Raw genomic sequence first — 20,329 nt, 5'->3', positions numbered from 1 at the left:
CCCGCCATAATAAATAGAATATCCGTTATTCTTTTCTTCATCATGCACTCCATCCAATCCATCAGAAAATCAACCTATCAACCAATTTCATAAGTTGTCATAACCACTCAATGATAGATTCTACCATGCCCGGCACAAAATTTGTATACATAATACAAATTGTTGCGCAAATTGTACAAAGGAATCTAAAAATACTGTTTTTCAGGCTCTACAAAGCAGGTTTGCTTCATCCACCCATGACAAATGTCATGGGTCATCATTGATATTCATCATTACAGTGTACTGACGTTTATGACTTACTGCACTGGACGCATTCTTATACAATGATAAAAACGCCTCACTTGGAGACATCTTCCCAGGAAGCGTTAGGTTAGAACTGATTACAGTTATTGACCATTGAAGGAGGACGTAAGTCTATGAGCAGAACCAAAGAAATGGCCCTTAAAAAAGAAGTGACCCCTTATGAGAAAAATAATCTTCGCCTGAGTATCCAACAATTAGTGAATTCCATACTACCACTATTATTATTATGGGCCGCAGCGTACTATAGCCTGTCCGTGTCCTACTGGCTGACATTTCCGATTGCCCTCGTAGCCTCGGGGTTTGTACTTAGAACGTTTATCATCTTCCACGACTGCTGTCATGGTTCATTCTTCAAAAGCAAACGTGCCAACGACATTCTCGGTACGATTACAGGTGTATTAACCCTGACGCCTTACCTGCAATGGAAAAATGAGCATTCCATTCATCACGCCACCAGCGGCAATCTGGATAAACGTGGAGTTGGCGATATCTGGGTGATGACGGTTGAGGAATATAAAGCCGCTTCCCCTTGGGGCCGTCTCTTCTACCGTATTTATCGTAATCCGTTTGTCATGTTCGGTATTGGACCCATTTATGTATTCCTGTTCGCCTACCGTTTTAACCGTAAAGGTGCAAGACGCAAAGAACGCATCAATACGCATCTATCAACAGTTTTGATCGTTATCCTGTACGCTTTTATGTGCTGGCTGGTCGGCTGGCAGGCTTTTGTTCTGGTGCAGGCACCCGTCTTTTTCTTCTCCGGCTTCTTCGGCATCTGGCTGTTCTACGTACAGCATCAATTTGAAGATACGTACTTTGAGAATGAAGATGAATGGAGTTATGTGAAGGCTGCTGTAGAAGGTAGTTCATATTACAAATTGCCTAAACTGCTGCAATGGATCAGTGGCAATATCGGGTTCCACCATGTGCATCACTTGAGCCCACGTGTACCTAACTATTACTTGGAAGAAGCACATAATGCAACACCACCTTTGCAGAATGCAACAACGATTACGCTACGTTCCAGTCTGGCTGCCCTGCGCTTCCGTCTATGGGACGAAGAATCCAAGCGTTTTATTAGCTTCGGCGAGATCAAAACGTTATCCCGCAAGCCTTACGTTCAACCGCCTATTCGAGTAAACAACCAAGCGGGTCTGACAGAGAAGCCTTAACTCTGTCGGATTCGTTTTCTTGTATTCAGGCTAAAGTCATGCTACAGTCAGGCTAAGTTTGAGTACAATGCAAGTCCGAGGAGGAGAATTTTCATTCAAAAGTGGATGCAGCTCTTTTATAAAAATACAGGTTTAAATCCATATGTATGGCTCGTCTTTTTCATCCTGCCCTTCTATTATATTTCACAATATTCCAAATTGTGGCCCATGGTTGCGGGAATCTTCATCATTCTGTTCTTCTTTGTTTGTTATCTGCTTGCCTTCATCACAAAGGGCTGGCAGGTGTATATGTGGATTGGGCTGCTGATCGCCATATCAATTACGATGACCATCGCTTATGATTATGCCTATTTCTCATTGTTTCTTGCTTTTTTTATTGGGAATATTAAAAATAAAGCCGGCTTTTTCACCCTCTATTCGGTGAACCTGGCAGCCAGTTTTCTAACCATTAATTATAGCTTCATCAAGCAGAGCACCCTACTGCTCAGTCAGTTTCCGTTTGTATTCATTAGTCTCATGGCATCCATCCTGCTTCCGATCAGTACGTATAACAAAAATAAGCGTGAACAGTTGGAAGGCCAGCTGGAGAATGCCAACAAACGGCTGGATGATCTGGTGAAAATGGAAGAGCGGCAACGTATCGCACGCGATCTGCACGATACACTTGGACAAAAGCTCTCTCTCATTGGTCTGAAAACCGATCTGGCGAAGCGTCTGCTTCGCATGAATCCTGATCAAGCCGAGATTGAACTGAACGATCTGAGACAGACGGCAAGTACGGCCCTGAAGGAAGTCCGGGAAATGGTAACGACCATGCGTGGCACACAGCTGGTGGATGAACTGTTCCGTGCCGAACAGATTTTGAAGGCCGCTTCCATTGAATTTGTACTGGAAGGCAATCCGAAGTTGCAGGATACGTCACAACTAAATGAAAATGTACTCGGCATGTGTCTGAAAGAAGCCGTTACGAATGTCGTAAAACACAGTCAGGCAACGGTATGCACCATCCGAATCGAGGAAACACTGTCCGATAATATAGTAACGGTTCAGGATAACGGAGTTGGAATCGAACGTACCCGCAAGCAAGAACGGCGCGGTACCGGAATCTTGGGAATGAAAGAACGACTTGAATTTGTGAACGGTTGTCTGGATATTCGTTCCGGAGCAAACATGGAAGGTACAGGCATTGTCATCCATGTTCCCAAGCTGGTCCGCAAACCGATAAAGGAGGTTGAACAATGATCAGGATCGTAATCGCCGAAGACCAGCGTATGATGCTGGGGGCCTTGTCTTCCCTACTCAATCTGGAAGAGGATATGGAAGTGGTAGGTCGTGCAAGCAATGGACAGGAAGCTCTTTCTCTCGTTAGGGAGCTTACACCAGACATCTGTCTGATGGACATTGAAATGCCCGTCAAAAGTGGCCTGGAGGCCGCTGAGGAACTGAAAGGTATGAGCTGTAAAGTCATTATTTTGACAACCTTTGCCCGGACCGGATATTTTGAACGTGCTTTGAAAGGCGGTGTACGCGGTTATCTGTTAAAGGATAGCCCGATCGAGGAACTGGCCGAATCAATCCGTCAGGTCATGAATGGGAGACGTATTTTTGCACCCGATCTGGTGGACGAGGCTTATGTACAGGAGAACCCGCTGACCGAACGTGAAAATGCCGTTCTCGGCCTGATGGCAGACGGTAAAAATACAAAGGAAATAGCCGGACATTTATTTATTACTACCGGTACGGTGCGAAATTACATCTCTATTATCCTCAACAAGTTAAATGCAAGTAACCGCATTGAAGCCATCACTCGTTCCAAAGAAAAAGGGTGGTTTAAATGAAAGTACCGCTTTAACCCAATGAAACATAAATAAGCAAGGTACACCTTCCCATCGGGTGCACCTTGCTTATACAAGGATAGGCTGGCCTGGAGTACTCACTCCGGTCCAGCCTATTTACTTTTGGAACCTATTTTAGTTCCCTACTATACTATTTTACAGAAACAACCATGCCCAAAGCTTCCAGTGGCACCTGCTCGGTCTGGAGCTGATGAATCTGCTTGCCATCTTGCCAGGAGATCGTTACATTAACGCTTTTACCACCGCTTGGGTACTGCACGTTCACGAATCCTTTATCCTTTGGTGCAGGCAGTGTATGGGATTCCAAGTATTCCACCATTCTCTTCGCAATCCCCGGATTATTCATGTTATCTTGGGAAACGGATCGAATTTGAAGCGTCCATCTACCTTCTGTCCATGTCAGATACTGACTGCCCGCCGCGCCTTCAGCCACACCCTTGATGTCATGTCCCAGATCCACAGTCATGTCCTTAGGAATGTCTTTCAAATCTGTCTCAGGGAAAATATCCGTACTGTTCGGGTCTTTATACGTCTTCACTTCATAGGATGCCAGAACAGGTACCTTGCTGCCAGAGGCCGTCAACGAAGCATCGTTAACCGCAACAGACTGGTCAGTGGAATAAAAGTTAATGTGGAACGCATCTGAAGTATTCGATGTGATCGCTGCAGTCAGATGTTTTCCTTTTTCCAAGGGAAATGAAGTAGGTAACGAAGCGTTCTTCATCTTCAGATGACTGCGAATGTCCTTAATGACATCGTTCGCACTTTTCTGGGTTTGATCGTTACTGCCCGTTTCCGAATTTGATGTCCCGCTTCCCGCAGAACCTTCCGTCCCCGTTGTTTCCGTTGTATCTGTTCCGCTATCTTTCGTTCCATTGGAGAAATCGGCTCCTCCACTGCCTGACTGAGCCTGTTCGCCAGCCGCGGGGGACGTGTTGTCCACTGATGATGGTTTGGTATCCTGACCACCACACCCCGCAAGAGCAAGCAGCACTGCTGTTGTCACAGGAATCGTCATCCATAATTTAGGTTTGCTCATGTTGTTGTCCTCCTTGAAGCCGTTATTGGAATCAGCTTACATTGTTGTCTCGCCTGAATTTTAACGTTTGTCATTCCAGAAATTCACGGGCTGCACTTTCTTGGTCAGCACTTCAAACTGGTAGCCTTCTGCTTTCAGTGTTTTTAACACTTGCGGAAGTACTTTCAATGTCGCTTCCTGGTCATGCATCAGGACCACAGGGGTGGTTCCGCTCTTTTGCACATTATGAATCTGCTTCATCACACTGTTGTAGACTTTCTGGTGATCCTTCTTGTATTTCCAATCTTCGGAGTCAACATTCCAATCCCACAGATGGAATCCACCCTGACCCAGTAGAACATTGCGATATGCCGGTTTGAGATACGGTTTGCTGCCGTATGGAGTACGAACGAGACTGGTTTTGACACCTGCCACTTTATTCAAGCTTTCATTGGCCTGCTGCATTTCTTTCAAGCCGCTGTATGCGGATTTATAAAATTTACCGGGAACATGCGTTACGCCGTGTAAGCCCAGTCCATGTCCATCTGCAACAATACGCTTGGTGGCCTTCTGAAACTTCTCCATCTGAGGTCCAAGCATGAAGAATGTCGCCTTGGCATTGTACTGATCCAGAATATCCAGTAATTGTCCCGTGTGGGCGGTCGGCCCATCATCGAAAGTTAGATATATGATCTTGGAGCTCGCTTTATTTCCAGCATTCTTGGATGCGGATGATGTAGCTGAAGCCGACTGCGGCAATAGCAATGGAATGATCAATAGAATAGCAAGTGCGGTGATGAATGTTTTACGAATATGTAGCATAATAAAAGTCTCCCTTATGTCTTGTATTTCCCCGGGTGTCTATATTTCTCTCAGTGCAGCCCTTGGCGATAATCCTAATACTATCAAAAAGAGTGCGTCCCATTCTCGCTTCAAATGCTACGTTCGAGTTACACTTTTGTCAGATTACCCAAAAAAATAAAACGAATTTGATAGATTTGCTCGAAAAAGAACATCCGTCGGGATAGATCAATGTTGACATATATTCTATTAACCCAAATTGTGGTTTCTGATAGATTCATTTCTGGAATTTATATGAAGAGAACAAAGAAGCTTAAAATGGTACAACAAAAAAGCCTGCCCGAGAGCAGACTTTTCATATGTAGATCGATTTACTTGTCGTTCGGATCAATCCTGTTGCTTTGCTTAGTCCCCTCTTACTCCGCAGGAGCTGTGAATGAACGTTTACCAAATTCGGCGTCCAGCATGTAGAAAGCATTGCTATCTTTTTCGATACGGCGCAACTTCTGGATGATATTATCAAACAGAGCTTCCTCTTCGACTTGCTCATCGATGAACCACTTCAAGAAATACATCGTGGCATGTTCACGCTCATTCAGGGCAATGTCAGCCAGATTGTAGAATTTCTTCGTGTTTTGCTGCTCGTGTGCATATCCGTGTTCAAACACATCCAGCATTGAAGAATATTCATTCTTCGGCTCTGGCAATGCAGCAAGAGTAGCGCGTTGTCCGCGGTCATTCAGGAATTTGTATATTTTCATGGCGTGGAACCGCTCTTCCTCTGCTTGTACGATGAAGAAGTTGGCAAATCCGTCCAAGCTTTCGCTGGAACAGTATGCGGCCATCGCCTGATATACGTGAGCCGAATAAAATTCGAAGTTCATCTGTTCGTTCAAAGCTTCTGTCAACTCTTTACTCATTAGGGATACACCTCAATCTTTCTCTAGGGATAGTTTTATTTTATCATAACGTCCGCACGACCGATATCGAAATTTCTACAAAATTCGCCAATGACTGATTGCCTCTCTTCCTATATAATTACATAGTTCTCGCTCTAAAATCATTTCTTTCTGGAAGGCAGGCCATTTTATTTCATGAACACATCTTCTTCGCAGCTCAAAAAAACGATAGGTATGCCGCAAGCTGTTGCGCTTTATATAAGTGCAGTTCTCGGTTCAGGTGTCCTGATTGTACCCGGACTTGCTGCCGAACTGGCAGGACCAGCTTCACTTCTCGCCTGGGGAGGCATGGTGCTGCTGATTCTCCCACTCGCCCTATCCATGGGATTACTCTCAGCCCGATACCCGGACGCAGGCGGTGTATCCCATTTCGTCACCCTCGCTTTCGGACAACGGGCAGGAGCCGTGGTTGGCTGGTTCTTTCTAATGTCCGTTCCCATCGGTGCTCCCGTGGCTGCCCTTACAGGTGCAGGCTACATGACGGCTGCGCTGGGACTCGGGGAAGGATATAGAACAGCGATTGCCGCCCTCATGCTGGCGGCTGGACTGATCATTAACATCGTGGGCATGCAGGTTGCCGGAAAGGTACAGATTGGCGTTGTGCTAGCGATTATTATCGTGCTAGTCATGGCATTTGTATTTGCTATTCCGAATATGCAATCCATACATTTCACACCATTTATGCCAAGTGGTTGGGTCAGCGTGGGTCAGGCTGGGGCCATTCTGTTCTGGTGTTTTATCGGTTGGGAAGCTGTATCTCACCTGTCTGAAGAATTTACTGATCCACGCAAGGCAGCTATCAAAGGCGTAACCATTGCTGCCATCATTGTAGGTGTGCTCTATTTCCTGACTGCACTGGCGACAGTCGGAACCCAAAGCTATCTTCATGGCGGAGCTGATGTCTCTCTCGTATGGATCATTAGTCAGGCTCTCGGTTCCTGGGGTGGATTACTTGCTGGGCTAACTGGCATATTCATTTGCACCGCTACGGTCATTGCGTATGCTGGTGCCGCATCCCGTGTCGCCTATGCACTGGCAAGACAAGGATCCGCCCCGCAATGGATGTCCCGCTTATCCAGTCGGTACCATACACCAATTGCTGCAATCGGCTTCCTGGCCATCTGCTTCACTCTCGTGTTAGGCATATACGGATCAGGTCTGGTGTCACTCACCACACTTATTCAGTTGCCTAATGCAACGTTCATTCTCACCTATCTTGGTGGATGCGCAGCCGGAATACGCTTACTCAAGGGAAGTCGTACTGGGGTAACCATCAGTTGGATTTCCTTTGTGGCGACAGCCATTGTGTTCCCTTTTGCCGGGTGGGCCGTTCTCTACCCTGTGGTGATCGTCGTTCTGTACGGACTTCTCAGCCGCAAACGACAACACAAAATATAAACAAAAAAAGCTCTGCCGCGATGGCAGAGCTTCCTTTATTCATCTGGAATAATAATTATACCAGGAATGCTTTGGAGATGATAACCAACAGGATAAACAAAACCAGAATGGCACCTACAGAAGTAAAACCTCCGTATCCGTAGCCTCCTCTTGCTTCTCCACCTAATACTTCGCTCATTGACCGTACCTCCTCTGCAACAGGTATGGGTTATCTTATGCAGGGAGAATGGATTTGACAGGGCGGATGCCCTGATTCAGATCCTGTTTATCATCTTTTTCAAAACCGTGGAGAATCAATGCGCATAATATCCAGGAACGGCACTTTGGCCGTAAATTCTTCCTCTGTATACTCCACATGCACTAGCCGGGTACGTGAGTCCAACTTCACAATCACCCCATGAACCTGATCTTCCTTGCCCCATACGGTCAGCAACACTTCCGAACGTTCTTGATACGCCTCAACCAGTTGGTTCCCCAGCTCTTCCAGTTCAAACTCATCCCGGGTAGGTCTTTTTGCAACTTTTGCTTTTGCCAATGTAGCGGCCTCCTCTATAGCTAATCCGACACCCGAATCCACGGGTTATTTGCCGAGGTCATATTTAATTAGTATACCATTCATTCACCTTCGTGTAATGTCATGACTCCATAAAGAAGCAAAAAATCCCTTACATTTACAGGAAAAAGCTAGTATCCCCCTTCATTCATCGCCATCTTCAACAATAATGGTGTATACATTCGAAATGGACTGTCCTGAATGCCTCTGACCGTTCCACTCGTAGGTATACATTGCAGTTACGGTACCCTGCTGGATTCCCAGTTGCTCAGCGGAGGATATTTGTGCAATGTAAGTGACCCATTTCTCCGCTCCAGGTTCCATCTCACCCAAATGTAAAAATCTTGGTGATGAATACTCTGAAATGATCGCTCGATCCCGTACTTCTTCTTCCCCAATCCATTTGGCACCTGGAGGGAGCACATCAGCCAACTGCACCCGCGCGGGCCAGGCCCCTGTGTTGGTCACATGTACATGAAAGGTTACATTTCCTCCCCTTTCGATCAAGTCTGGCTTCACTTCCACATGAACCGAGATGATAGGAAACTTCAACTGAATGACAGCCGTATTGGAGGAAATTATTCGTTGCACAGAACGCGAATCTGGCAAGCGAAATGTATAGATCAGGCGAGCCTGATTCATCAGTTCGAAGACTGCAGGTACACCCCGCTCCTGCTCTGTGAGATGCACTTCAAATTGGATATTAACCACGGAACGTGCAGTCAACGTTCCCAGATTGATGCCTTTGACTGGATTTGTTCCAAGCCGTTTCACACCGTTCCACCCCAGGCTCCCCTCAACATAGCGCATACCTGGCGGAAGAAAATCCGTCACGATAGCATCTACTGCAAAAGAACCTTCATTGTGTACCGTTATTTGGTATTGAACGGTATCCCCAGGAGTAGCGATGGCTGGATTCACACTTTTCGCAATCGAAATCCGAGGTTGAATGATTTGTAAAGTTGCTACGTTCGAGTATACATTCTCCAATGTGTCACCTGAAACGTACTCTAGTACTGCCTGAATTGTTAAATTCTCAGCTATGCTTCCTCCCGTGACCTGTACTCGAAATTGAATTGGAACAGATTCTTCGGGTAGTACCTCGCCTATCATAATCCCGGAGTCAGGCGTCGTCTCGGGAACAAAAATCTCATTCACAATGACACTTCCCGGAAGAAATTCAATCCCTTTGGGTAATGGGATCGTTACCCTGGCATCGTTTCCTATTATAAAACCCGGGTTACTCACCAAAAGGTTGTAAGTGACGATATCTCCGACAAAGGTTTGCACACGATCTGCATTCAAAACCAACGACAGACTTGACGAGACCAGATTTACTTCTACCACGTTGGATTGCTCTTCTCCCTCAACCATTCGTCCTTCCGGCGTCACAAATGTATAACGTATCTTCGCTTGATTCACCAGTTTCAAGTCCTGAGGAAGACCGACGATGATCACCTGAAAATGAATACGCAACGTCGCTCCAGGTACGATTTCCTGCGCAGGAATCCCTCTCTCCGGTGATACTCCTGGCAGCGGAGTTCCATCCAGGAGTACACTATTGGGGAGAAGTGAAGTTTCCGACGAGAGCGAATCCAATACATGGACCATGGCAGCACAATTACCCGAATTCAAAATTTCAATCAGATAGGTCAGTGTCTGCCCCAGAGCAGCCTCAGCAACGTTGCAAAACTTGTAAACCTCCAGCCTGGGGCCGATCCATGGTGTAACTACCGTATTTGAATAGGCCACCTGTTCCAGTTCAGTCGTACCCGAGCTGAATCGAACCAGTGACTGATTCTGTAGCGTGTGGGACAACGGACCGGAAGATTGGCTCATATCACTACAACCTCCACTCTGAATGTAACGGTAACTGAAGCACCGGCGGCAATTGAACCGAGTGTTATCCCTGTATTCGGATTCCCCGTAGGCCTTGCCACGCCATCCACCGTAACACTTCCCGCTACAAATACGGTGCCTGTTGGTACAGGGTCTACCATAACCACGCTATTGACTACCTCGATGCCACTATTGGTTACCACAACTGTATAGGTGATCACATCGCCGACAACAGCATCAACTGCACTTGTGCTTTTGATCACAACGACATTTGGTGCAGATACAGGAATCACCAGAACGTTGGAGGATACTGTACCCGTCAACTGACGTCCATCCGGCGGATTAAATGTATAATTGGCTACCGCCTGATTGACCAGCTGCTGATTCTGCGGCAATGAATCCACGGTAACTTCCAGAGTGACCGTTACATTAACGGACCCTCCTGGAGGTATCGTCCCAACAACAATCCCTGATTCCGGATTTGCACCTGGCTGTGGAACACCATCAATCAGGACGCTGTTGGGAAGCAGTACTGCTCCATTCGGAATGTTATCCGTAAGTGTCAAATTGGCTGCTAAATTCCCACTGTTGGAAATGGTAAAAGAATAGGTAATGATGTCTCCGATGGTGGCATTGGACGTACTCGCTGTTTTGGTTACAGCAATAATCGGCTGATAAATTGGTGTTACCACGGTATTTGAATAGGCCGCTCCCGAGAATACACCCGATGTGAAACTTACCGATGACTGACTACTCACTTGCGGTGGTGCAGGCAGCGTGTTGACCCGAACCGCATACGAAACGGATACAGATGCTCCAGGTGCCAAAGAACCAAGCGCTATCCCCAGTGTCGGGTTAGCCGTGAGACGTGGAACGCCGTCAACCAGGACACTGCCTGTGACAAAAGTAACAGCCGAACTGATTGGATCGGTTAACACGACATTGTTGACAGGATCAATCCCATTATTGGTTACGACCATCTCATATACAATCGTATCACCCACTACAGCATCAATTACTGGTGTCGTCTTGACGACACTGACATTCGGAGCAGACACCTGAATATTGAGAGAATTGGACGAAAGGCTTCCTCCCAGTGTTCTTCCATCCGGCAGCGTGTAGGAATAGGTTGCTGAGGCCTGATTGGTTATGGCCTGGCTTAAAGGTAGGGTGATGATCACGACCGAGAACATGATTACAGTTGTTGTGGAGACTACACCCAGTGGTATCCCTGAAGCCGGATCGGCTCCTGGTGCTGAAGCTCCATTAATAATGACGCTATTTGGCACAAGTTCTGTTCCTGCCGGAATGGTATCCGTTAACGTGACAGATGCCCCAAAGTTCCCTGCATTGGTAATCGCGATGCTGTAAACGACCGTATCCCCTACCGTTGCTATAGCCTGGTCTCCCGTTTTGACTGCCGACAGAATCGGTTGGTATACCGGGGTAGTGACCGTATTAGAAAATGTGGTAGCTGAAAAAACACCTGATGTAAAGCTCACTGTAGACTGATTGTTTAATACTGCACTGGATGGGAGTGCTGTAACCTGCACACTAAACACAACGGTCACGGTAACTCCAGGCGCGATGGAACCAAGCGTTATTCCGGTTGAAGGATTGACACCCGGTCGAGGAACTCCATCAATAAACACGCTGTTTGCTGTAAGAACAGTACTTGCCGGCAATGCATCCGTAAAGACCACATTGCTGACAGTCGCTATTCCGTTATTAGTTACTGCAATGCTGTACGTCACGACATCACCAACAGATACAGACGTAGATGTCGTAGATTTCACCACATCGACATCGGGAGCCGACACTGAAATGGTAAGTATATTAGACAAAACAGAACCCGTGATGTTGCGTCCGTCAGGCAGCGTAAAGGAAAGAGCAACCGAAGCCTGATTCACCAGCTGTTGCGGGGTCGGCAAAGTATCAATAACTACGGAAAAGGTAACCGTTGTTGTTGCCCCAGCAGCAACAGTGCCTGCCGGAATGCCTGTTGCAGGATTGGCTGCAGGTAATGGCTGACCATTTACAATCACACTGTTCGGAACAAGTATGGTTCCTGTAGGAATATTGTCCGTTAGGTTAATCTGGGCACCATAGTTACCCTGATTGTTGACGGTAATCGTGTAACTGACGGTATCCCCAACGGTAGCATTTCGTGTACTCGCCGTTTTTTGTGCTGATAGAATGGGCTGAAATACCGGTGTAACCACAGTATTGGAGAACGTTGTGCTTGAGAATGTCCCCGAGGTAAAACTCACTGTGGATCGATTGCTTAATTGTCCACTTGGTGGGATCGCATTGACATTGATACTGAAAGTCACAGTTGCAGACGTTCCGGGAGCGAGCGTACCTAGTGATATCCCCCCTGCCGGATTGGAAGCGGTCTGCACTACCCCATTTATAGTGACACTTCCTGCAACAAAAGAGGCCCCCGTAGGAATTGGATCCGAAAACTGAATATTATTTACCGGTGCTATTCCGCTGTTCGTTACCAAAATGGAGTAAGTAACAGTATCCCCTACGGCAGCCGCAGTAGAAACTGTACTTTTAACTACGGCAACGTTTGGCGACGAGACTGGAAACGTCAGTGTATTTGAGGTGGCTGTCCCTGTTAACGTTCGCCCGTCAGGAGGTGTGAAAGTAAAAGATGACGTCGCAAAATTGCTAAGTTGCTGCGGAGATGGAAGTGAATCCACAACAACGGCAAATGTAACAACAGCTGTCGCTCCCGCTGCCACAATGCCTACAGGAATACCCGTTCCTGGTGTTGCTCCAGGCTGTGGTACACCAGATACCACGAGACTATTGGGTACAAAAGTTGTGACAGTAGGAATCGTATCTGTCACTGTAACGTTTGCCTCCAGATTGCCTGTGTTACTGACAGTTACTGTATATATAACCGTGTCGCCTACGGTCGCATTAACTGTATTTGCTGTTTTGATGAGTGAAATTTGCGGTTGTATGACCGGAGTCTGTGTTGTATTGGATGATGATGACCCCGAAAATGAACCGGATGTGAAGCTGACCGTCGACTGATTGTTAATCTGTGAAGGGATCGGCATAGTAATCGTCACCTCAAAAGTTACGGTAACCTCGGCTCCTGGAGCCAACGTACCGATTGGAATGCCGGCGGTCGGATTGGAGAGCGGGAATGAAGTCCCGTTCACAATGACGCTTCCGGGTACAAATGGGGTATTCGGAGGAAGAGGGTTGACATATACCACATTGTTAACGGCTACTGTTCCGTTGTTACGAATAACAGATGTGTATCGAATGATATCCCCGACAACGCCATACTCTACATTGTCACTGTTTACTATCGTTACATTGGGCAAGGATACGGAAATGTTAATGGTGTTCGATAACGAAGAACCGGCAACCGTTCTCCCACTTGGAAGAGTGTAGGCAAATGATGCAACTGCTTGGTTAGTCAACTGCCTTGAATCAGGCAAACTTGTGACCATGGCAACAAAAGTGACCGTTACGTTCGAGCCTGCAGCGATCGGCCCCAAATTAATTCCTGTTACCGGGCTAACACCTGGTGTTGGTACGCCATTAATAATGACACTATTCGTACTGAATACAGCTCCCGCAGGAATCGGATCCGTCAAGGTAACCGTTGCGGCAATATTGCCTGAATTGTTGACCTGAATGGAGTAATTAAAGGAATCCCCTACTGTCAAATTCGAGGTGCTAGCTGTTTTAGCTACTTGGATGACTGGTTGATATATGGGTGTATTCACCGTAACAGACGAAGAAACGCCATTAAAACTGCCTGACGTAAATGCTGCACTTGCCCGGTTGCTGACTGAACCTGTGGACGGAACGGATGTCACTCTTGTTTGATAGGTCACCGTAACGCTGCTTGAACTGTTCAATGCACCGACAGCAATGCCCGAAAGCGGACTTGCATTCCTTGCAGCAGCTCCATTAATAGTGACACTGCCGGAGACGAATTCCGAACCGGTTGGCGTATCCGAGATCACCAGATTTTGTACCGCACTGCTCCCAGCATTTGTTGCAACAACCGTATAGGTAAGTACATCCCCTACGGTAGCGTCCGGCGTACTTACTGTTTTGCTAATCAATATATTGGGGCTTGATGCAGGTATACGAACGACATTGGACAAACTGCTTCCTGAAAGATTTCGTCCACTCGGAAGCTGGTACGTGTAACTAGCGGCCCCCTGATTCTCTAGTGTTGGCGGTGATGGGAGTGTAGTGAGTGAAGTTCGGAACACAATCGTTGATGTTGCTCCTGGCAGCAGACCCCCCAACGTTATTCCGGTTAATGGATTGGTCCCAGGACGCGCAGTACCATTCACGGTTACCGAATCCGGGTTAAATGTCAGGCCTGATGGTATCGTATCGGTTACATTTACTTGAGTCGCTATGGTTCCGTTGTTCGTTACCACAAGTGTGTATGAAATCTGATCCCCTAGTGTCGCATTGGTTTCGCTCGCCAACTTGTTAATGCCGATTGCCGCCTGGTATACAGGGGTTGTAATGGAATTGGAGTTGGAAATCCCCGTGAACGAACCCGAGCTATAAGACACTACGGCACGGTTAACTAACGAACTTGAAGCAGGCAGGGACTGCACATTAACCTGAAACGTCACCGACGCGGAACTTCCTGCTGCCAACGTTCCTAGCGAAATTCCACTGCTCGGATTGGCTGATGGTACGACAGTTCCTCTGACGATCACACTGCCCGCTACAAATGTGGTTCCAACAGGGATAGCATCCGTGAGCACCACATTGTTAATCACTTGGATACCACTGTTGGTAGTAACGATGGTGTACGTAAACGTCTCCCCAACTGCAACATCCGTGACCGATGCCGATTTTACCGTGGTTACATTGGGCAATGTGACGGGAATCGTCAAGGTGTTCGAAGCTACTGTGCCGTTAATAGTCCGACCATCAGGAGAGTTAAAGGAATAGGTGGCCGTGGCTTGATCCACAAGGGTTGGAGGCGTAGGCAAGCTTGTTACGAGTACCTGGAAGGTTACGGTATTTGTACTTCCTGCCGCGAGGCTCCCCAGATTAACGCCAGTCGCGGGATTAGCACCAGCAATCACATTTCCATTTAGTCGGAAGCTGCCCGCTACGTACGAGCTGCCGCTCGGGATGTTATCCGTTAATGTAACGTTGGCAGAAACATTCCCCCCATTGTTCACCTGAAGCGTATACGTGACCTGGTCACCTACTGTGGCGTTGGTTGTGCTCGCCGACTTCACAATGGACAGGTTTGGTGAATAGACAGGAAGTGTAGAGTTATTGGACGGAATGACTCCCGTAATCACTGAGCCCCCTGCCACACTTTGGAACGTAAAGGCGGCATTCGCTGAATTCACCAATTGCAGTATGCTTGCATCCTGGCCAATGAGCGCACGATAGGTTACAACGATACTGTTGGATAGATTTAATGAACCAAGTGGAATGCCGGCGGTCACATCGAGTGTTGGGCGGGACACACCAGCGACCGTTACACTCCCTGGAATGAAGGTGAGCCCTACAGGCAATGAATCGGATAGAACAACGCTGGCCGCACTGGCTGTACCTGCATTGCTGACAGTAACGGTATAAAGAATGCTATCCCCCGCTACCGCACCAGAGGCAACGGATGCTTTGGCCACTGTAATTTTGGGTGCATTGATATCAACCTGAATCGCATTGGCATTGACAATGTATGCATCCCCGGAGGTCGTTAACGTCAACACCGCAGAAGACTGGTTATTGATTAGTCTCGATGACACATCCACATTAGTAATATCCCAGCCTTGACGTCCGCCGATAATATTGGTGCCCGGAGCCCCGTTCGTCTGGTTCCGCGTTCCGAAAGTCCCTGTTGTATTAAGGGTTCCTGTATCGCCGTTGATTTGAGAAGCAAAAAAGTTTGCAGCCAGATTGTTTGGTCCGGACAAGGCAACCGAAGTTGCCGAGGTTGGCCCGAATAATGCCTGATCCCCGGTCCGGTTCGCGTCCCCTTCCTGTGCACTGAACAGGGCTCTGCCTCCCAATGCACCCGAAAGCGGAGTAGCAAATCCAGTCAGTGTGGTAACAACTGGCGCCGATGTAGACTGGACGAGTACTCCACCTGCACGTAAGGACATGTTGCGAAAGGGCAGGCTGGGGTTCTGATAAATGACTCCAAGTGTCCAGCCTGCATGATTGGCTGTAGCATCATTAGTGATGACAATCGTTCCTACAACTGCTCCGGTGGTATATGTACCCGCTCCCCCATTTTGTACAAGCGAAGTAACATTGGCTGAACGCACATAGCCGGCAGCGCCGTTCCCCAGATCAAATTGATTATAAGTAGCTGGATCAGGAGTAACACTGGATGTACCTGCTGGTGTAGTAAACGTAACCGGATTATTGATTGCAGCACTCAGATTGACTGTCCCATTGATGTAACTTCCACCCCAGATCAATTCTGCATACAAGACAGTGCTGCCAGCAGGAAGAACGAGTATTGCCGCTGAACTGTTGCTCTGATACAGGCTCGTGGTTCCTAGCGGATAGGTTCCGTACTGGACGGAAGCGTTGGTTGTCGTAAAAGCTCCAATACTGTCCTGTGTTCCGGGTACTCCGGCTGTGTCCGAACGACTCAGTCCAAGCGTGTTACCTGTAAATGTAATTGCTCCCGTAGCATTAACGGTTGAACGAACGACAAGAGGAATTGATCTCACCTCCCCTTCATCTTAATTGGAATCATATGAATTGGAGCCTTCTTACACAGTCTATGAGCCTATTTCAGATTTTTGTTTGTCCTCTATAAGAACTTTATGCGCTTTTATGTAAGCTTTGTTTTCATATTAAAATTAAATGATTTGCGTTTCGTGCAATGTGTTTTATAATTAAAACATACGAGAGCAATGCCTGTCGTATTATTATGATGCAGTCAGCGGTGATATATTGAAGAGTCCCAACTTACATAGCAACCATATCCCAACCGAGTACGAATTCAAGCATTCCAAATGGATCAAAAAAATGCTTCGTGCTTACTGGGTCGTCGTATTAACGCATGTTGTCATTCAAATAGGCTGCTTTCTGTTTCTCGATTATGATCGCACTCCAGAAGATTTCATGATTCATGTATTATTTTTGCCTACATTAGCCAGCGCTTTCGCCATTCTGATCGCCAGTTGGGTGGAACGCCGTTTCAGTTCGTTCTCCTTCTATTCCATGTCCGTGGCCAGCACAGTGATTGCCTGGACCATCATACGTGTCAATTACGACATTCGCATTATACTGGCCATATGTCTGTTGCCGATCTTTGCTTCGGTACTGTTTTTCAACAAGAAACGGGTATGGACGGTATGCCTCATGCAGATGATTGGCTATGTCATCGTACTCTGCGACCCAGCCTATCGGCTGTACTTATCTTCGTTTGATATGGTTTCCATTCCGGCTTTTCTCATTGTAGGTACATATGTTGCACAATTGATTGTTACGAGCGGCGTCGAGGTACTGGATGATCTTCAGGCCAGTATGCTTGCCAAGCAGGATCTGATTGTGCGAAACGCAATTATGAGCAAGCAGTCCAAGACAGACGGGTTAACCAATCTGTATAATCAAAGCTCCTTTAAGGACTACTATGAAAAAGCGTTTGAGTATGCCAATAATGGCATGAGTCTACATTTAGCTCTGATTGATATTGACAACTTCAAGTCAATTAATGATACATATGGGCATCGGGTGGGAGACACCATTCTGGAGAGAGTCTCTCTGATCATTCAGGAGAACATCACATCAAGCGATATCGCGGCGCGTTATGGTGGAGAAGAATTTGCACTGTTAATGTTTGAGCAACCCTTCGAGCAGGCTTATGCCTTGGTGGAGCAGATCCGCAAGAAAATTGCTCGTCTCGTTCATCTGGAGCTTGAAGGGCAATATATTACGGTAAGTGTCGGACTTAAAAGCTACAGCGCTCATCTGTCCAAGGACAAGCTGTTTGAGGAAGTGGATGCATGTCTCTATGCCGCCAAACGAACGGGGAAAAATAAAACGATGACGTCCCTTGATTTGGTTTAATCCTCCAAAAAAACGCAAAAAAGTAGTGCTGTTCACCGGGAATCCGGCTGTACAGCACTACTTTTTTTAACGCTAATCGTCACTCCGAATATATTGGTTCACTCTGCCCATTCCCAGCGATGTGCATTTTGCTCCAGCTTCGGGTGGAGCTTAACGGCATCTCCATCAATAATCAGACGTACTTCCTTAATCCAATCTTTGAACGAATCAAATGATGCGAACTGATTTGCCATCTCTACCGTGAGGTATAGGAAATGGGGAGCTGGATATTCTTCTGCCATATGACGCAGGGCTGCTTCGATCGGCGTATACTTCTTTCTCTTGCCTTCCCAGCCTTCCACCCGTATGCGGGAGGATGCATACTCCCTTCTCCAGTCATGAAGACGATCTTCCCTTTTGTAAAAAGGCTGCACACCATCCTTGCTCATCCGCTTCACTGTATTCTCATGCAGCGGATAGAGCACAAGTTGCACAAAAGAACGTTTGTCCGCAATAGCAGCGGCGCGTTCAAGCTGTTGATCCGTTACGTGTTCAAATGAATCATAGAAAATCAGCGTGCCTTTCCGGGTAGCCGGGGGCGGTTCATAACCATAGGGTACATTGGTATATTTTCCAGACATCTCATCGCTCCTTGCCTGTATGCGGATCAGTTAACTCTTACTTTATATTATATTATTCTCTAACTGTGTTCTTCAATTCTGGATAGAATGTCATTCTATTTTTGCCCGCACGTTTCGATTCATACAACGCCTCATCTGCCATGCGGATAATTTCACTCGGATTGCCACTGTTCGTAGGATACTCAGCTCCTCCAATGCTGCAGCCGATATGAATTCGCTCATATTCAATAATAAACGGCTTATTCAGGCTCTGGATGATATCTTCTGCATAGGTACGAGCTTCTTCTCTTGGATTGCTTCCCACAGAGCGAAGCACAATGAGGAACTCATCTCCACCAAGCCTTACCGTGATGCCCATATCATGACTGAGACTGGTCAAACGCTGAGCCACTTTCTTCAGCAGAACATCTCCGGTCTGATGCCCAAGCGTATCATTCACACTTTTGAATCCATCCAGATCAAGGTAAAGGAATGTTAATGTGTGATTTTCACTTTCCATCTCCAAGGATTCTTCCAGATAGAGCTCGAGCGCTGTTCGGTTCGGTAGTCCGGTCAATTGGTCGTAATGGGCCAGATTCTGCATAACAACCAGTTCCGAATCTTTATTCGTTAGCGAAGTCAACATATCTCCCAGTGAACGTGACAGTACTTCGATTTCCCTAAAGCCTCGATTTTCTGGAATCTGTACTTGCTCTCCAGCACCAAGCCGATTCGCCACTTGAGTTAGCCGTGCAATCGGGGCCGAGATCTGGCGGGAGATCAGCCAGCCAATCAGTGCAAATAGCACCGTAACCGAGAGCCCTGCCCACACATTGAACCAAAGCATGTCGGTCACGGAAGCAAACGCTGCTGACTTGAGCTGACGAATAACCACCGTCCACCCCAGACCCGGATAGTCCAAATGCCCTTGGCTAGTAGCAAATCCTGTTACATATTCTTTTCCATCCGGCCATTCTTCTATGGACCAGCTGCTTTTGTTCAGTCTTGCCCCTTCAATGCCCGATAGCTTTAAAGGACGACCAATCCATTCTTTTGGACCAAGCAGCACCGTATTTTCCTTTTGACTGACAATAAACATCTCGATGTCCTTTTCCTCATGTTTCAGCGGCTCCAGGACACTTTCCTCCATTTCCTTCGCCCAGGCCCAGCTCAAATGTGCGGCAAGCACGCCAGCAATCTCTCCGTTCTTGTATTTCACCGGGAAGCTGATATCAACAAATTGCAGTGGTTCGCCGGTTGGGTTCGAAAGCAGCTTCGCCAGAAGGACTGCATCATGGACATCTCCGATAAATTTACCCTTGATTCCCTCATGATACACAGGTCGTTCCGATAAATTTTCACCACGCAATATGCCTTCTGTGGAAGCCAGCACTTTTCCTTCGGGATTCATGAATCCAACCCATGAGAATGTGGGAAAGCTATCTTGAAGCTGATTCAGCAGCATCTGCATTTCGGCAGGCTCGAAGCGGTCCTCTAGAGCAATCATTCGGCCCAGAAGATCCAATTCTCCTGAACGCGACCACATGAAGCGATCCAGCTTGTCTGAAGTCTGAGAAGCCGTGCTGATGAGGGCATGACCAATCTCCGTTTCGACAGCTATGGATGATTTTTGACTTAGAATATAACCAATCGTGAGTGTAACCAACAGGGATAACACAGCGAAGGTCATGGTGAGAACAGTTTTAAGCTTGAATGACATAACTTCCTCCAATAAACGGTGAAACCAGCTTGCTTTTTTCAACATCATTCATGCTGTTA

General features: G+C 47.1%; 14 protein-coding genes. 5 read left to right on the top strand and 9 right to left on the bottom strand.

Annotation, left to right across the window (positions count from 1 at the left end):
- Nucleotides 1-416 precede the first annotated feature (416 nt).
- From desA to A6049_RS04290, 3 genes are all read left to right on the top strand, one after another.
- Nucleotides 417-1,475 carry a Delta(5) desaturase DesA gene (gene desA, locus A6049_RS04300; protein ID WP_063563424.1) on the top strand — a complete coding sequence of 353 codons (1,059 nt, stop codon included), beginning with the start codon at nucleotides 417-419 and terminating at the stop codon, nucleotides 1,473-1,475.
- A 93-nt stretch (nucleotides 1,476-1,568) separates the two neighbouring features.
- Nucleotides 1,569-2,717, top strand: a complete 1,149-nt coding sequence (locus A6049_RS04295; protein WP_063563423.1) for a sensor histidine kinase — start codon at nucleotides 1,569-1,571, stop codon at nucleotides 2,715-2,717.
- Complete coding sequence (locus tag A6049_RS04290; protein ID WP_063563422.1) at nucleotides 2,714-3,313, top strand: response regulator transcription factor; 600 nt, start codon at nucleotides 2,714-2,716, stop codon at nucleotides 3,311-3,313. The genes A6049_RS04295 and A6049_RS04290 overlap by 4 nt, the downstream gene beginning before the upstream one ends.
- Nucleotides 3,314-3,461: 148 nt before the next feature.
- On the opposite strand, the gene A6049_RS04285 is transcribed toward A6049_RS04290, so the two are convergent.
- From A6049_RS04285 to A6049_RS04275, 3 genes are all read right to left on the bottom strand, one after another.
- A complete protein-coding gene (locus tag A6049_RS04285) occupies nucleotides 3,462-4,370 on the bottom strand; it encodes a hypothetical protein (protein WP_063563421.1) in 909 nt (302 codons plus the stop codon).
- 60 nt (nucleotides 4,371-4,430) lie between these two features.
- Nucleotides 4,431-5,171, bottom strand: a complete 741-nt coding sequence (locus A6049_RS04280) for a polysaccharide deacetylase family protein (RefSeq protein ID WP_063563420.1) — start codon at nucleotides 5,169-5,171, stop codon at nucleotides 4,431-4,433.
- A gap of 395 nt (nucleotides 5,172-5,566) precedes the next feature.
- Nucleotides 5,567-6,070, bottom strand: coding sequence for a ferritin (locus A6049_RS04275; RefSeq protein ID WP_063563419.1), 504 nt, complete (start codon nucleotides 6,068-6,070; stop codon nucleotides 5,567-5,569).
- 174 nt (nucleotides 6,071-6,244) lie between these two features.
- On the opposite strand from A6049_RS04275, the gene A6049_RS04270 reads away from it, so the two are divergent.
- Nucleotides 6,245-7,507 carry an amino acid permease gene (locus A6049_RS04270; protein ID WP_063563418.1) on the top strand — a complete coding sequence of 421 codons (1,263 nt, stop codon included), beginning with the start codon at nucleotides 6,245-6,247 and terminating at the stop codon, nucleotides 7,505-7,507.
- A 55-nt stretch (nucleotides 7,508-7,562) separates the two neighbouring features.
- On the opposite strand, the gene A6049_RS04265 is transcribed toward A6049_RS04270, so the two are convergent.
- The 4 genes from A6049_RS04265 to A6049_RS04250 form a co-directional block, all read right to left on the bottom strand.
- Nucleotides 7,563-7,685 (bottom strand): dihydroorotate dehydrogenase, encoded by a 123-nt coding sequence (locus A6049_RS04265; RefSeq protein ID WP_090805800.1) that lies wholly within the window; start codon nucleotides 7,683-7,685, stop codon nucleotides 7,563-7,565.
- A 99-nt stretch (nucleotides 7,686-7,784) separates the two neighbouring features.
- Nucleotides 7,785-8,042: a YolD-like family protein gene (locus A6049_RS04260; RefSeq protein WP_063563416.1), complete on the bottom strand. Its 258-nt coding sequence runs from the start codon at nucleotides 8,040-8,042 to the stop codon at nucleotides 7,785-7,787.
- Between the two features lie 162 nt (nucleotides 8,043-8,204).
- Entirely contained in the window at nucleotides 8,205-9,899 is a 1,695-nt protein-coding gene (locus tag A6049_RS04255) for a DUF11 domain-containing protein (RefSeq protein WP_063563415.1), read from the bottom strand.
- Nucleotides 9,896-16,597, bottom strand: a complete 6,702-nt coding sequence (locus A6049_RS04250; protein ID WP_481852216.1) for a DUF7507 domain-containing protein — start codon at nucleotides 16,595-16,597, stop codon at nucleotides 9,896-9,898. The genes A6049_RS04255 and A6049_RS04250 overlap by 4 nt, the downstream gene beginning before the upstream one ends.
- 235 nt (nucleotides 16,598-16,832) lie before the next feature.
- Between A6049_RS04250 and A6049_RS04245 the strand changes: the two genes are divergently transcribed.
- Entirely contained in the window at nucleotides 16,833-17,951 is a 1,119-nt protein-coding gene (locus A6049_RS04245; RefSeq protein ID WP_063563413.1) for a GGDEF domain-containing protein, read from the top strand.
- A 98-nt stretch (nucleotides 17,952-18,049) separates the two neighbouring features.
- On the opposite strand, the gene A6049_RS04240 is transcribed toward A6049_RS04245, so the two are convergent.
- Together A6049_RS04240 and A6049_RS04235 are read right to left on the bottom strand one after the other, a co-directional pair.
- Nucleotides 18,050-18,571: a hypothetical protein gene (locus tag A6049_RS04240; RefSeq protein WP_063563412.1), complete on the bottom strand. Its 522-nt coding sequence runs from the start codon at nucleotides 18,569-18,571 to the stop codon at nucleotides 18,050-18,052.
- A gap of 52 nt (nucleotides 18,572-18,623) precedes the next feature.
- Nucleotides 18,624-20,270, bottom strand: a complete 1,647-nt coding sequence (locus A6049_RS04235) for a sensor domain-containing diguanylate cyclase (RefSeq protein WP_063563619.1) — start codon at nucleotides 20,268-20,270, stop codon at nucleotides 18,624-18,626.
- Between the last annotated feature and the right edge of the window lie 59 nt (nucleotides 20,271-20,329).

It is taken from the genome of Paenibacillus sp. O199, assembly GCF_001636635.1.
In the GTDB taxonomy this organism is placed as follows: Bacteria; Bacillota; Bacilli; order Paenibacillales; family Paenibacillaceae; genus Paenibacillus; species Paenibacillus marchantiae.
This window is presented reverse-complemented; position numbering and strand designations above follow the sequence as displayed.